General features: G+C 69.2%; 12 protein-coding genes. 10 read left to right on the top strand and 2 right to left on the bottom strand.

The annotated features are described in order from the left end of the window. Complete coding sequence (locus tag G4H71_RS21875; RefSeq protein WP_072739076.1) at positions 1 to 528, bottom strand: NUDIX hydrolase; 528 nt, start codon at positions 526 to 528, stop codon at positions 1 to 3. 130 nt (positions 529 to 658) lie between these two features. Here G4H71_RS21875 and dop point away from each other — a divergent pair, with 130 nt between their 5' ends. From dop to prcA, 4 genes are all read left to right on the top strand, one after another. After that, on the top strand, positions 659 to 2,158 hold the full coding sequence (gene dop / locus G4H71_RS21870; RefSeq protein WP_072739078.1) for a depupylase/deamidase Dop: 1,500 nt from the start codon (positions 659 to 661) through the stop codon (positions 2,156 to 2,158). A gap of 193 nt (positions 2,159 to 2,351) precedes the next feature. Beyond that, positions 2,352 to 2,546, top strand: a complete 195-nt coding sequence (locus tag G4H71_RS21865; RefSeq protein ID WP_072739080.1) for a ubiquitin-like protein Pup — start codon at positions 2,352 to 2,354, stop codon at positions 2,544 to 2,546. Beyond that, positions 2,543 to 3,424 (top strand): proteasome subunit beta, encoded by an 882-nt coding sequence (prcB, locus tag G4H71_RS21860; RefSeq protein WP_371842719.1) that lies wholly within the window; start codon positions 2,543 to 2,545, stop codon positions 3,422 to 3,424. The genes G4H71_RS21865 and prcB overlap by 4 nt, the downstream gene beginning before the upstream one ends. After that, positions 3,421 to 4,221 (top strand): proteasome subunit alpha, encoded by an 801-nt coding sequence (prcA, locus tag G4H71_RS21855; protein ID WP_072739081.1) that lies wholly within the window; start codon positions 3,421 to 3,423, stop codon positions 4,219 to 4,221. Before prcB ends, prcA begins: the two co-directional genes overlap by 4 nt. Positions 4,222 to 4,313: 92 nt before the next feature. Here the strand turns inward: prcA and G4H71_RS21850 are convergent, their stop codons facing one another. After that, on the bottom strand, positions 4,314 to 5,843 hold the full coding sequence (locus G4H71_RS21850) for a bifunctional phosphatase PAP2/diacylglycerol kinase family protein (protein WP_072739082.1): 1,530 nt from the start codon (positions 5,841 to 5,843) through the stop codon (positions 4,314 to 4,316). A 17-nt stretch (positions 5,844 to 5,860) separates the two neighbouring features. On the opposite strand from G4H71_RS21850, the gene pafA reads away from it, so the two are divergent. The 6 genes from pafA to G4H71_RS21820 all read left to right on the top strand — a co-directional run bounded on the left by pafA (position 5,861) and on the right by G4H71_RS21820 (position 13,681). Further along, positions 5,861 to 7,219, top strand: coding sequence for a Pup--protein ligase (gene pafA / locus G4H71_RS21845; protein ID WP_185280471.1), 1,359 nt, complete (start codon positions 5,861 to 5,863; stop codon positions 7,217 to 7,219). A 59-nt stretch (positions 7,220 to 7,278) separates the two neighbouring features. Further along, entirely contained in the window at positions 7,279 to 8,274 is a 996-nt protein-coding gene (locus G4H71_RS21840; RefSeq protein WP_072739085.1) for a helix-turn-helix transcriptional regulator, read from the top strand. Continuing rightward, complete coding sequence (locus G4H71_RS21835; protein ID WP_072739086.1) at positions 8,271 to 9,251, top strand: helix-turn-helix transcriptional regulator; 981 nt, start codon at positions 8,271 to 8,273, stop codon at positions 9,249 to 9,251. Before G4H71_RS21840 ends, G4H71_RS21835 begins: the two co-directional genes overlap by 4 nt. 124 nt (positions 9,252 to 9,375) lie before the next feature. Beyond that, positions 9,376 to 9,633, top strand: a complete 258-nt coding sequence (gene tatA, locus G4H71_RS21830) for a Sec-independent protein translocase subunit TatA (RefSeq protein WP_072739087.1) — start codon at positions 9,376 to 9,378, stop codon at positions 9,631 to 9,633. Positions 9,634 to 9,756: 123 nt separating this feature from the next. Further along, the gene (gene tatC, locus G4H71_RS21825; RefSeq protein WP_072739089.1) at positions 9,757 to 10,818 is read left to right on the top strand and encodes a twin-arginine translocase subunit TatC; all 1,062 of its coding nucleotides are present in this window, start codon (positions 9,757 to 9,759) and stop codon (positions 10,816 to 10,818) included. A gap of 91 nt (positions 10,819 to 10,909) precedes the next feature. After that, the gene (locus tag G4H71_RS21820; RefSeq protein WP_083343237.1) at positions 10,910 to 13,681 is read left to right on the top strand and encodes a DEAD/DEAH box helicase; all 2,772 of its coding nucleotides are present in this window, start codon (positions 10,910 to 10,912) and stop codon (positions 13,679 to 13,681) included. Positions 13,682 to 13,751: the final 70 nt, after the last annotated feature.

The following is a 13,751-nucleotide window of genomic DNA, read 5'->3' as shown; positions in this document are numbered from 1 at the left end:
TCACAGGCGCAGATAGTGGCCGAGGAGGATGCGACTGTCGGGCACGAACGGCCACTCGGGATCGGCGAGATGATCGCGCAGTTGCTGCTCGGTCCACCACCAGCCGTCGGCGATCTCGGTGGGCTGGTGTACGAGTGGGCCCGCCCACCTGGTCTCGAAGGCATGGAGATGGCAGCGGAGCGGGCGACCGTTCCAGCTGCCGTCCCAGGAGATCCGGGCGATCGCCGCGAGCGAGACCCCGGTGACGCCGAGTTCCTCGGCGACCTCCCGAAGAGCCGTGGCCTCCGGGCTCTCGCCCGGATCGACGACGCCACCGGCGAGACAGTCGTGATGCCCCGCGAAGACGGCCTTGGTGTCGGTGCGGCGATGCACGTAGATCCGCTCGTCGGGCGAGCGGAGCAGAACTCCGGCGCTCGCGTGCCAGAGCCCCTCGGCGTACACCCGGGACCGGGCGGCGACGCCGGTCGGGTTCCCCGCCTGGTCGAAGACCGCAACGATCTCGTCGTCGGGCTGGGCGGCGCTCGTCATCGTTCGATCCTGCCAGAGGCGGGCCCCGGCGATCGTGCCCGCAGATTCGGTCCCGTGGGGGCGGGCGGTGGCGCGTGCGGGGGACCTGCCGGAACCGTGCCCGCGGGGGAGATCGCCTAGGCTCGCAGTCATGCAGCGGATCATCGGTATCGAGGTCGAGTACGGGATCTCCTCGCCCAGCGAGCCCTCGGCGAACCCGATTCTCACGTCCACCCAGGCGGTTCTCGCCTACGCCGCGGCCGCGGGGGTGCCGCGGGCCAAGCGAACCCGCTGGGACTACGAGGTGGAATCGCCGCTGCGCGATGCGCGCGGCTTCGATCTCGGGCGCCTGAGCGGACCGGCGCCGGTCATCGATGCCGACGAGGTCGGTGCGGCGAACATGATCCTCACCAACGGGGCGCGGCTCTACGTCGACCACGCGCACCCGGAGTACTCCGCCCCCGAGGTGACCGACCCGCTCGACGCGGTGATCTGGGACAAGGCCGGCGAGCGGGTCATGGAGTCCGCGGCGCGGCACGCGTCCAGCGTGCCCGGCGCCCCGCGGCTGCAGCTCTACAAGAACAACGTCGACGGCAAGGGCGCGTCCTACGGCACCCACGAGAACTACCTGATGAGCCGGGACACCCCCTTCTCGGACGTCATCGCGGGGTTGACGCCGTTCTTCGCGTCCCGCCAGGTCATCTGCGGGTCCGGTCGGGTGGGGATCGGCCAGTCCGGCGACGAGGCGGGCTTCCAGCTGTCTCAGCGCGCCGACTACATCGAGGTCGAGGTGGGCCTCGAGACGACTCTCAAGCGGGGGATCATCAACACTCGCGACGAGCCGCACGCGGACGCCGACAAGTACCGGCGCCTCCACGTGATCGTCGGTGATGCGAACCTGGCCGAGATGGCGACCTATCTCAAGGTCGGTACCACCGCGCTCGTCCTCGACCTGATCGAGGCGGGCGTCGACCTCACCGATCTGCAGCTGGCACGCCCGGTCACCGCCGTGCACCACATCAGCCACGACCCGACCCTGCGGGCGACCGTGGCGCTGTCGGACGGACGGGAGCTGACCGGACTGGCGCTGCAGCGGATCTATCACGATCGAGTCGCGAAGTTCGTCTCGGCGCAGGGCGACGACGATCCGCGGGTCACCGACGTGCTGGAGAAGTGGGCGATGGTGCTGGACCTGCTCGAACGCGATCCGATGGAGTGCTCCGACCTCCTCGACTGGCCCGCCAAGCTGCGGATTCTCGAGGGATTCCGCAACCGCGAGGGCCTCGGCTGGTCGGCGCCGCGGCTGCATCTGGTGGATCTGCAGTATTCGGACGTGCGACTCGACAAGGGCCTGTACAACCGGCTCGTCGCGCGCGGATCCATGCAGCGTCTGGTCACCGAGCAGCAGGTTCTCGACGCGGTGAGCAACCCTCCGACCGATACCCGGGCCTACTTCCGGGGTGAGTGCCTGCGGAAGTTCGGTGCCGACATCGCCGCAGCCAGCTGGGATTCGGTGATCTTCGACCTCGGCGGGGACTCACTGGTGCGCATCCCGACCCTCGAGCCTCTGCGCGGCAGCAAGGCACACGTCGGTGAGCTCCTCGAGACGGCGCAGAGTGCGACGGAACTGGTCGAGCAGCTCACCAACTGAACGCTCCCTCGCTCTGCCGTGGGCGAACACGCCGACGCGTCGCGACACACGGGGTGGCACCTCTCGGTAGGGTGAAGGTCCGAGCGGCACGGCATTTCGGGCGGGCCGGGGTAGGTCCGGCAGCGCGGAGTGGCGCAGGACGTTCGGTAGGACGGGTAGCCCGTACCGGGCACCTCGGAGAAGGAGGTCGGCGATGGCGCAGGAGCACACCACACGCACGGGTGGCGGCGAGGACGACGACACCCCCGGTGCCGACGGTGCCGCGGGTCAGGAACGTCGCGAGAAGCTGGCCGAGGACACCGATGACCTGCTCGACGAGATCGACGACGTTCTCGAGGAGAACGCGGAGGACTTCGTGCGCGCCTACGTTCAGAAAGGTGGCCAGTGACGGCGGAACCGGGACTGCGGATCACCGACGGGGACATGCTTCGGGGCCTGGGGTCCACGCTGTCGTCGTTCACCGAATTCCTGCGGGGGCACGCGCCGGAACTGCTGCCGGGTCGCCGCGACGGCGCCTCGCATGCGGGGTCGGGAAGGGGTGAGTTCATGGACTCGTCCGACATGGCGCCGCACGGGACCACCATCGTCGCGCTCACCTATCGCGGCGGCGTCCTCATCGCCGGGGACCGGCGGGCCACCCAGGGCAACCTGATCGCCAATCGCGATATGGAGAAGGTGTACGTCACCGACGACTACTCGGCCGCCGGCATCGCCGGTACCGCCGGAGTGGCGATCGAGTTGGTGCGCCTGTTCGCGGTCGAGCTCGAACACTACGAGAAGATCGAGGGCGTCCAGCTCACGTTCGACGGCAAGGCGAACCGGCTGGCCTCGATGGTGCGTGGCAACCTCGCTGCCGCCATGCAGGGCCTCGCGGTCGTGCCGTTGCTCGTCGGCTACGACGTCGACGCGCGGGAGGCCGCACGGGCCGGACGCATCGTGTCCTACGACGTGGTCGGTGGACGGTACGAGGAGCGGGCGGGATACCACGCCGTCGGCTCCGGATCGCTGTTCGCGAAGTCCGCGCTCAAGAAGCTCTACGCGCCGGACGGAGAGCAGGACGACGCGCTGCGCGCGGCGGTCGAATCGCTGTACGACGCCGCGGACGACGACTCCGCGACGGGCGGGCCGGACGTCGGGCGGGGCATCTACCCGACCGCAGTCACCATCACCGCCGAGGGTGCGGCGCACGTGCCGGCCGAGGAGATCTCCCGAATCGCCCGCGCGGTGATCGAGGACCGTTCCGAGGAAGGGGGTACCGACGCATGACCATGCCGTACTACGCGTCCGCCGAGCAGATCATGCGGGATCGCTCGGAGTTGGCGCGCAAGGGCATCGCTCGCGGACGCAGCGTCATCGTGCTCACGTACCGGGACGGGGTGTTGTTCGTCGCGGAGAACCCGTCGACGGCGCTGCACAAGGTCAGCGAACTCTACGACCGGCTCGGCTTCGCCGCGGTCGGCAAGTACAACGAGTTCGAGAACCTGCGCCGGGCCGGGATCGTGCACGCCGACATGCGTGGCTACTCCTACGACCGGCGGGACGTGACGGGGCGGTCGCTCGCGAATGCCTACGCGCAGACGCTCGGCACGATCTTCACCGAGCAGCCCAAGCCGTACGAGGTGGAGATCTGTGTCGCCGAGGTGGGTCGGTTCGGTTCCGCCCCGCACACCCAGCTGTACCGCATCTCCTACGACGGTTCCATCACCGACGAGCCCAGCTTCGTGGTGATGGGTGGGACGACGGAACCCATCGCCACCGCGATGCGGGAGACGTTCCGACCCGGCCGTGATCTCGAGGAGGCGCTCTCCACCGCGGTGGGCGCGTTGCAGAACGCGGGTACGGGTGACGCCGAGCGTCGCCCGATCGGGGCTCTCGAAGTAGCCGTCCTCGACCAGTCCCGTCCGCGGCGGGCGTTCCGCCGGATCTCCGGTGTCGCGCTCTCGGAACTGCTGCCGGAACTGGCCGCCTCGAAGAATCCGGATGCGCAGGGTGACGGTGCCGCCGGCAACGGTGACTCCGACTCGGCCCCCGGAGCCCCCGAGGCCCCTGATTCCACCAGCTGACCGACCCTGATCTCCACCGGATGAATGGCACGTTCATCGCCTCAGCGGCGATGAACGTGCCATTCATCCGTCAATGGGGGTGGGCGCGGGGATCAGCCGGGGGTGGGGCGGCGGTACACGGTGAGTGCTTCGGGGCAGGCGCGAAACACGAAGTGGCGGGCGTCGTCGACGACCTCGCCGTCCGTGGCGAGCGCGACGTGCCGGCCGGTGATCCGGACGGTCACCGTCTCCGCGAGTTGCCGCGAGTAGACCCGTGATTCGCCGAGGGTGCCGGTCGCCGCGGCGAACAGCAGCCGCAGGCGGGACCAGCGCCGGTCGGCACGCAGACAACGTATGTCGAGTTGCCCGCCCGTGATCGCGGGGCGCGACATCGGAACCTGGTCGCCGGGGGAGTAGCGGCCGTTGCCGATGAAGAGCATCCACACTTGCAACGGGCGGCCGTCGATCGCCACCGACAGCGGTTCCGCGGCGGCGAGCACCCGGATCATCGCGGCCGCCGCGGCCACCCATTTCCCCAGGCGCGGCTGCCATCTCTCCCGCAGTCGTACCGCGTCCGGGTAGCCGCCGAGACTTGCCGTGTTGAGGAACGGGTGTGCGGTGCCGTCGTCGGTGACGACCTCCGCGCGATCCACCGCCACCGTGCTGCCCGATTCGATCGCGCTCGCCGTGTCGGACACCTCCGCAGCACCCACGTCCCGCGCGAAGTGATTGAACGTCCCGCCGGGAAAGACCGCCAACGGCAGCCGGTGCCGTTCGGCCGCGGCGGCCACGACGACGACGGTGCCGTCGCCACCGGCAACGCCCAGCGCCGCGGGTGTGTGGCGCCGCACGTCCTCGTCGATCTGCGCCGCGAAATCGCGATCCGGGTCGAACTCGACGATTCGCGCGTCGGGCAGGGCCTCGGTCACCGCGGCGACGATGTCGGCGCCGTCGGTACCGGATTCCCGATTGGTGAAGACCACGACTCCGGATCCGCGGTCGAGGGCCGGTGCCGGACGGTCCCGGCCGACGTCGGCAGGCTCGTCCGACCGGACTGCCCACCACCGCCGGGTTCCGGCCGCGACCGCGGTGCCGATCGCGGCGCCGGCGACGACGTCGCTCGGCCAGTGCACGCCGTTGTGGACCCGCGAGTAGGTGACCGCCGCGGCGAGCGGCGTCACCGCGGCTCCTGCCAGGGGCGACTCGAGGGCGACTCCGGTAGCGAAGGCGAACGCGGACGCACTGTGCCCGGACGGGAACGCGGACGAACGGGGCGTCCGCACCCCTCGCCGGACATTGCTCCACTGGCGGGCGGGTGGCCGGCGACGCGGGAGCAGGGGCTTGAGGACCGCGTTGGTCAGCCCGCTCGCGAAGACGAGGGACAACAGTCCCCGGACCGCGCCGCGCCGCGCCCGACCGCCCGTGGCGGCGAGCAGGAGGGCGACGATCCACCACAGCGCCCCGTGATCGGCGAGACGGCTCGCCCGCCGCATCACGGCGTCCACCGTGGGCCGTTCGACACCCGCGATCCGTTCGGCGAGTGCGTGATCTGCGGTACGGAGGCGGGCGGTGTGTCGGTTCACGGATGTCAGCGTAGGCACCGGCCCGCCGCGCGCGGCTATCAGCGGTCGCGGTGGGCGCATCGTTGTAGTGTCGAGGTGTGCAGCGACGAATCATGGGTATCGAGACCGAGTTCGGTGTGACCTGCACCTTTCACGGTCACCGTCGGCTCAGTCCGGACGAGGTCGCACGGTATCTGTTCCGCCGTGTGGTGTCCTGGGGCCGCAGTTCCAACGTCTTCCTCCGCAACGGGGCCCGGCTGTATCTCGACGTCGGCTCGCACCCGGAGTATGCGACTGCCGAGTGCGACAGCCTCGTGCAGCTGGTCAATCACGACCGCGCGGGCGAGCGGGTCCTGGAGGAACTCCTCGTCGACGCCGAGCAGCGGCTCGCTGAGGAAGGTATCGGCGGCGACATCTATCTGTTCAAGAACAACACCGACTCGGCCGGCAATTCGTACGGCTGCCACGAGAACTACCTGGTGGCACGCGCGGGAGAGTTCTCCCGGATCTCGGACGTGCTGCTGCCGTTCCTGGTCACCCGCCAGCTCATCTGCGGTGCCGGGAAGGTGCTGCAGACGCCGAAGGCGGCGATGTTCTGCCTGTCCCAGCGTGCCGAGCACATCTGGGAGGGTGTCTCGTCCGCGACGACCCGGTCGAGGCCCATCATCAACACCCGCGACGAACCGCACGCGGATGCCGAGAAGTACCGCAGGCTGCACGTCATCGTGGGCGATTCGAACATGGCCGAGCCCACCACGATGCTCAAGGTGGGGACGGCGGCACTGGTCCTCGAGATGATCGAGGCGGGCGTGTCGTTCCGCGACTTCGCGCTCGACAACCCGATCCGGGCGATCCGCGAGGTCAGCCACGACACCACGGGCGCCCGGCCGGTGCGGCTCGCCGGGGGTCGTCAGGCGAGTGCCCTCGACATCCAGCGGGAGTATCACGCCCGCGCCGTGGAGCACCTGCGCAATCGGGAACCGGACGCACAGGTCGAGCAGGTGGTGGACCTGTGGGGACGGATGCTCGACGCCGTGGAGGCCCAGGATTTCGCGAAGGTCGACACCGAGGTCGACTGGGTGATCAAGCGCAAGCTCTTCCAGCGGTACCAGGACCGATACGACCTCGAGCTGTCCGATCCCAAGATCGCGCAACTGGATCTGGCGTATCACGACATCAAGCGGGGCCGCGGCGTCTTCGACGTCCTGCAGCGCAAGGGCCTGGTCAAGCGGATCACCGAGGACGAGACCATCGACGAGGCGGTGGAGAATCCGCCGCAGACCACCCGGGCGAAACTCCGGGGCGAGTTCATCGCGGCAGCGCAGGCCGCCGGGCGCGACTTCACCGTGGACTGGGTGCATCTCAAGCTCAACGATCAGGCGCAGCGCACCGTGCTGTGCAAGGACCCGTTCCGATCCGTGGACGAGCGGGTCGAACGTCTGATCGCCTCCATGTGAGGACGCTCGCGGTGGTGTCCTGTCGTGGTGGGGCGCGGCCGACGCATTAGGCTGCGCTGGTGGCGACATCCAAGATCGAGCGTCTGGTGAACCTGGTCATCTGTCTGTTGTCGACCAGGCAGTTCCTCACGGCCGAGAAGATCCGGGAGAGTGTTGCGGGATACCAGGACTCGCCGAGTGACGAGGCCTTCAGCCGGATGTTCGAACGAGACAAGAACGAGTTGCGCGACCTGGGTGTGCCGTTGGAAACGGGCCCGGCGGCGCGGTTCTCGACGGTCGAGGGGTACCGCATCGACCGGGATGCCTACGAGCTGCCCGACATCGACCTCACCAGTGCCGAATCGGCGGCGGTGGCGATCGCCGCGGCCCTGTGGCAGTCGCCGGAGCTTGCCTCCGCCGCGCAGAACGCGATGCTCAAGCTGCGGGCGGCGGGCATCCAACTCGACCCCGACACCGACGCGCCGGTGACCGCGATGCCTGCACGCACGCGCGGTTCGGAACCCGCACTGAAGAGCCTGCTCGCCGCGATCGATGCCGGTCGGGCCGTCCGGTTCCGGCATCGGGGCGCACCGAACGCGGAGTTCACCTCCCGGACGGTGCAGCCCTGGGGAGTGGTCACCCGGCGGGGACGCTGGTATCTCGTCGGGCACGACGAGGATCGTGACGCCGTCCGTACCTTCCGGCTCTCGCGTATCGGCGACGACGTGACGCCGATCGGGCCGGAGGGTGCGGTACGCAAGCCGGACCACGTGGATCTGCGGACGGTGGTGGAGCAGGTCACGGGGGACGAATCGGACACGCTCGCCGGCCGGGCGACGGTGTGGGTGGCGACCGACCGTGCCCAGGAGGTGCGTCGGCTCGGGACGGTCACGGAAGCACGGGATCTTGCCGGACGTCCGGGTGACGTCCTCGACGTCCCGGTCCGGTCCTGGGAGTGGGTGGCGCGGGTGATCGCCGGCCACGGCGCGGATGCGGTGGTTCTCGGTCCGGAGGAACTGCGGAACCAGGTGATCGCGATCCTTCGGTCGAGTGTCGGGAACGGAGTGGGCTCGTGAGCAGCAACAGATTGACGTCCCGGTTGTCGAGGTTGCTCAACCTCGTGCCCTACTTCATCGCCAATCCCGGGATCAGTGCCGCGGAAGCGGCCGCGGAACTCGGTGTCAGCACGCCTCAGCTGATGACCGACCTCAACCAGCTGTGGGTGTGTGGGCTGCCCGGGTACGGTCCCGGTGACCTGATCGATCTGTCGTTCTCGGAGGAGAGTGTCGAGGTCACCTTCTCGGCCGGCATCGACCGGCCGCTGCGACTGACGTCGACCGAGGCCACGGCGCTGCTGGTGGCACTGCGGTCGCTCGCCGAGCTCCCGGGGACCGTCGATCCCACCGCGGCGCACGGCGCGATAGCGAAGATCGAGGCAGCAGCCGGAGCCGCGGCGTCCGGCCGCGGGGACGAGGCGGCTGCCGCCGCCGGCACGTCGGATGTCTCCGAGGACCCCGTGTCGGCCACGGTGCGCTCGGCCCTGACTCGTCGGCGCGCGTTGCGGATCACGTACTACACGGCATCCCGGGACACGGTGTCCGATCGGACCGTCGATCCGATGCGCACGGTCGTTCTCGACAACCACAGCTATCTGCAAGCCTGGTGCCGCGAAGCGGAAGGGGTCCGGCTGTTCCGCTTCGACCGGATCGACGCCGCGCAGGAACTGGACGAGGCCGCGGCGCCACCGGTGCAGGATTCGGAGCCGGACGAATACCTCGAACTGTTCGGTGAGGACGCCGGGCTCCCGGAGGCGACGCTGCGGATCGCTCCCGACTACGTCTGGGTGCTCGACTACTACCCGATGGACATCGAGCGGGTGGATCCGGATCGATCGGTGGTGGCCCGGATGCGGTACGCGGCACCGGAGTGGATGGCCCGGACTGTCGTCGGGTTCGGTGCGGGAATCACTGTTCTCGGGCCGGAATCGCTGGCCCGGGCGGTGCGCGGCCGAGCCGCCGACGCTCTCGCGGCGTACGGGCAGCTCGACGAGTGAGGCCGACGCAGGAAAAATCCAGGTAAACGATAGAAAAACCACAGCTCGAAGGCGGGCTCTCGGCGCTCCCCGGATCGTTTCGTCCGGTAACATCGGGCGCACCTGATCTTACGGAGGTTTCATCATGGGAGCCATGAGCCCCTGGCACTGGGCGGTCGTCGCCCTCGTCCTGGTCATCCTGTTCGGCTCGAAGAAGCTGCCGGACGCTGCTCGGGGCCTGGGCCGCTCGCTGCGCATCTTCAAGAGCGAAGTCAAGGAGATGGCGAACGACGACACCCCGGCCCCTGCTCCGAAGGCACCGGTGGCGCCCTCGGAGCTGCCGGCGCCGGAGCCCACGACGCCCGCTCCGCCGCAGCAGCAGACCGAGCCCAAGTCGGCCTAGCCCGCGCCGGGCCGGTACCGCCAGTTCGCGCAACCGGGGTGACGATCACCCCGGTTGCGCGCTGGGCGTTTCCGTCGTCCTTTCCCAGAACCAGGGCGTCCTTTCCGAGAACCAGGGCTGACTGTGCGAATTCCGTTCGATCCGCGTACCAGCAAGCGCAGGACCAATCCCGACGGCACGATGTCGTTGGTCGATCACCTGTACGAGCTGCGGACCCGACTCCTCCTGTCGGTCCTCGCCGTCCTCCTCACAACGGCATTCGGTTTCTTCTGGTACACCCACCAGATCCTGGGTATCGAGAGTCTCGGCGAGATCCTGCGCGGCCCGTACTGTGAACTCCCGCCGGAGAGCCGGGCCGAGCTCAGCTCGGACGGTTCCTGCCGCCTGCTCGCCACGGGCCCCTTCGAACAGTTCATGCTCCGCCTGAAGGTCGCGCTGACCGCAGGAATCGTGCTCGCGTGCCCGGTCTGGCTCTACCAGCTGTGGGCCTTCATCACCCCGGGGCTGTACTCGAAGGAGCGGCGCTACGCGATCGCCTTCGTCACGTCCGCAGCCACGCTGTTCGTCGGGGGAGCCGTCCTGGCCTACTTCATCGTGGCGAAGGCCTTGCACTTCCTGCTCACCATCGGCAACGAGGTGCAGGTCACGGCACTGAGCGGTACCGAGTACTTCGGCTTCATCATCAACGTCCTGATCATCTTCGGCGTCAGTTTCGAGCTACCGCTTCTCATCGTGGCGCTCAACCTGGTCGGAATCCTCAGCTACGAGCGGCTCAAGGCCTGGCGCCGCGGACTGATCTTCGCGCTGTTCGTGTTCGCGGCCATCGTCACCCCCGGCCAGGACCCGTTCACCATGACCGCGTTGGCCCTGGCACTGACGATCCTGCTCGAGGTGGCGATCCAGATCGCCCGGATCAACGATCGCCGCAAGGCACGTCGCCGGTCCGAGGCCTGGGGGGAACTCGACGACGACGAGGCGTCCTCCCTGTCCGCGCCGTCCGCACTGGACGAGGAGTACGACCTCGTCGGCGGCCCGCGGGGCGGAGTGCAGCGCGAGAAGGACAAGGTCTCCGCGACCAGACGCGCCCGGCTGAAGAAGCGCAACGGAGCCACACAGTCGAACGACGGTGACGACTCCGGCGGCGGTTCGATGTCGGCCGGCCAGGATTTCTCCGACACCCTCTAGCCCCAGACACCCTCGAGCCCCAGACACGATCGCGCCAGGACCCGGCGCCCGTGCGCCGGTCGGTGACGTTCGTGGCAGGCTGGTACACGTGATGAATGAGCGGCCGGCGGCGAACGCGGAACAGCACACCGACGCCGGTCCGGCGAGTAGTGAGTCTGCGAACACTGGGTCTGCGAACAGGGGCCTCGACGGCTTCGCGAAGCAACTCGGGTTCGAGCTCGACCCCTTCCAGATCGAGGCGTGCCGGGCTCTCGAGAACGGCCACGGCGTCCTCGTCTGCGCGCCCACGGGAGCCGGCAAGACGGTGGTGGGCGAGTTCGCGGTCCACCTCGCTCTCGCGGCCGGTCGCAAATGCTTCTACACCACCCCCATCAAGGCACTGAGCAACCAGAAGTACGCGGAACTGGTCGAGCGATACGGCAAGACACAGGTCGGCCTGCTCACCGGCGACACCTCGGTGAACTCGGATGCTCCGGTCGTGGTCATGACGACAGAGGTGCTCCGCAACATGATCTACGCGGATTCGCCCGCGCTGTGGGGGCTGTCCCATGTCGTCATGGACGAGGTGCACTATCTGGCGGACCGATTCCGGGGAGCCGTGTGGGAGGAGGTGATCCTGCACCTGCCCGAGGACGTGCGGCTGGTGAGCCTGTCCGCAACGGTGAGCAACGCCGAGGAGTTCGGGTCCTGGATGGAAACGGTACGCGGAGACACCACGGTGGTGCTCGACGACGTGCGGCCGATCCCGCTGTCCCAGCACATCATGGTCGGCCGTCGGCTGTTCGACTTGTTCGACTCCCGATCGGGTTCCGCACCGAACGGACGGGATCTGGTCGTCGACGCCGATCTGGCCCGGTACGTCCGCCAGCGGCAGGCACTCGATCGTGACTCCGCGCCGCGGGGTCGGGGTCCGCGGGGGTTCGGCGGCTTCCGACCGTTGCCGCGGCCCGATGTGATCGCCCGGCTCGACGAGGAGGGCCTGCTCCCCGCGATCACGTTCATCTTCAGCCGAGCGGGGTGCGATGCGGCACTGGCCCAGTGCCTGCGGTCACGGCTGGAACTGACTCGGCAGGAGGACCTGCCCCGTATCCGCGAGATCATCGACAAGCACACCGCCGGGCTCCCGCGGGCGGACCTCGAGGTGCTCGGGTACCGGGACTGGCGGCACGCGCTCGAACGTGGTCTGGCCGCCCACCACGCGGGGATGCTGCCCGCGTTCCGGCAGGCGGTCGAGGAGTTGTTCGTCCACGGGCTCGTCCGCGTCGTGTTCGCGACGGAAACGCTCGCTCTGGGAATCAACATGCCGGCCCGCACCGTGGTGCTCGAACGGTTGGTGAAGTACAACGGCGAGACCCATGCCGAACTGACGCCGGGGGAGTACACCCAGCTGACGGGGCGGGCGGGCCGCCGCGGGATCGACGTCGAGGGGCACGCCGTCGTGCTGTGGCAACCCGGAGTGGAGCCCGCGGACGTGGCGGGGTTGGCATCGACTCGCACCTTTCCGCTGCGCAGTTCCTTCCGGCCCGGCTACAACATGTCGATCAATCTCGTCGGCCGGATGGGCGCCGACCGGTCCCGCGCGCTGCTGGAGCGCTCGTTCGCACAGTTCCAGGCGGATCGGTCGGTCGTCGGTCTCACGCGCGGCATCGAGCGCAACGAGGAGGCAATGGCGAAGTTACGCAACCAGCTGGGGGGCGCGGACAGCGAGTTCTTCGAGTATGCGGCCCTGCGGGAGGAGGCGAACCGGCGTGAACGCGCGCTGGAACGGCATGGCAAGCAGACCCGCCGGGAAGCCTCGGTCACCGCGCTGTCGCGGCTGCGGCGCGGTGATGTGGTGGCGATACCGGTTGGTCGGCACCGTGGAATCGCAGTGGTCCTGGAACCGGACCGGGACGAGACGGACCCGAGGCCGCTGGTACTGACCGAGGGCAAGTGGTCGGGGCGGGTGTCGGCAGGTGACTTCCCGGAACCCGCGAGGCCGCTCGGCAGCATGCGTCTGCCGAAACACGTGGACCATCGGACGGGGCGTGGCCGGCGTGATCTGGCCTCCGCCCTGCGTTCGACCGGAATCACGGCTCCGGGACGCAGGAGCAGGAAGGTGTCGGCGGCGAAGGACCCGGAGATCACTCGCCTGCGCAAGGAGATCCGTCGTCACCCCTGCCACGAGCGTCCCGATCGCGAGCAGTTGGGCCGGGTCGCCGAGCGGTACCACCGCCTGGCGCGCGAGACCGAGACCATGCGGCAGAAGGCGGCGGCCACCACGAACTCGCTCGCCCGTACCTTCGATCGGATCGTCGCGTTGCTCACCGAACGCGGATACGTCACGGCGGGCGAGCATCCCGAAGCCACCGACGACGGGGCTCGCCTGGCCCGCATCTACTCCGAGAGCGATCTCCTGGTCGCGGAATGCCTGCGGCGCGGGGTCTGGGAAGGGCTCGGCCCCGCCGAACTCGCCGCCGTGGTCTCCACGGTCGTGTACGAATCGCGCCGGGACGGGGACTCGCCGGCACCGGTGGGCACCGGCGTGCTGCGGCACGCGCTCGACGAGACCGTGCAGGTGTGGCGGGAGTTGCGCGCGGACGAGATCCGGCACAAGCTGCCGCCGACGCGGGAGCCGGATGCCGGATTCGCGGCCGCGGTGTTCACGTGGGCCGGCGAGGGGACGCTGCTCGATACCCTCCTGGCCGCGGACGACGGCGGCGGACGAGCGCTCTCCGCGGGAGATTTCGTGCGCTGGTGCCGCCAGGTCATCGATCTGCTCGAGCAGGTGCGGTCGACGGCGGGGGATGCGGAACTGGCGCAGTCGGCGCGCAGGGCGGTCGCGGCGATCCGGCGCGGTGTCGTGGCGCTCGACGCGGCCTGAAGCCCGGCCGATGTGCGCGTCGGCCGCCTCCGGCGGCTACGGTAGGCACCAATTCGAAGTAGCGAGCGGG

It is taken from the genome of Rhodococcus triatomae (genome assembly GCF_014217785.1).
GTDB classification, from domain to species: Bacteria; Actinomycetota; Actinomycetes; order Mycobacteriales; family Mycobacteriaceae; genus Rhodococcus_F; species Rhodococcus_F triatomae.
Note: the sequence above shows the minus strand (reverse complement) of the source record. Positions and strands in the feature narration are given on the sequence as shown.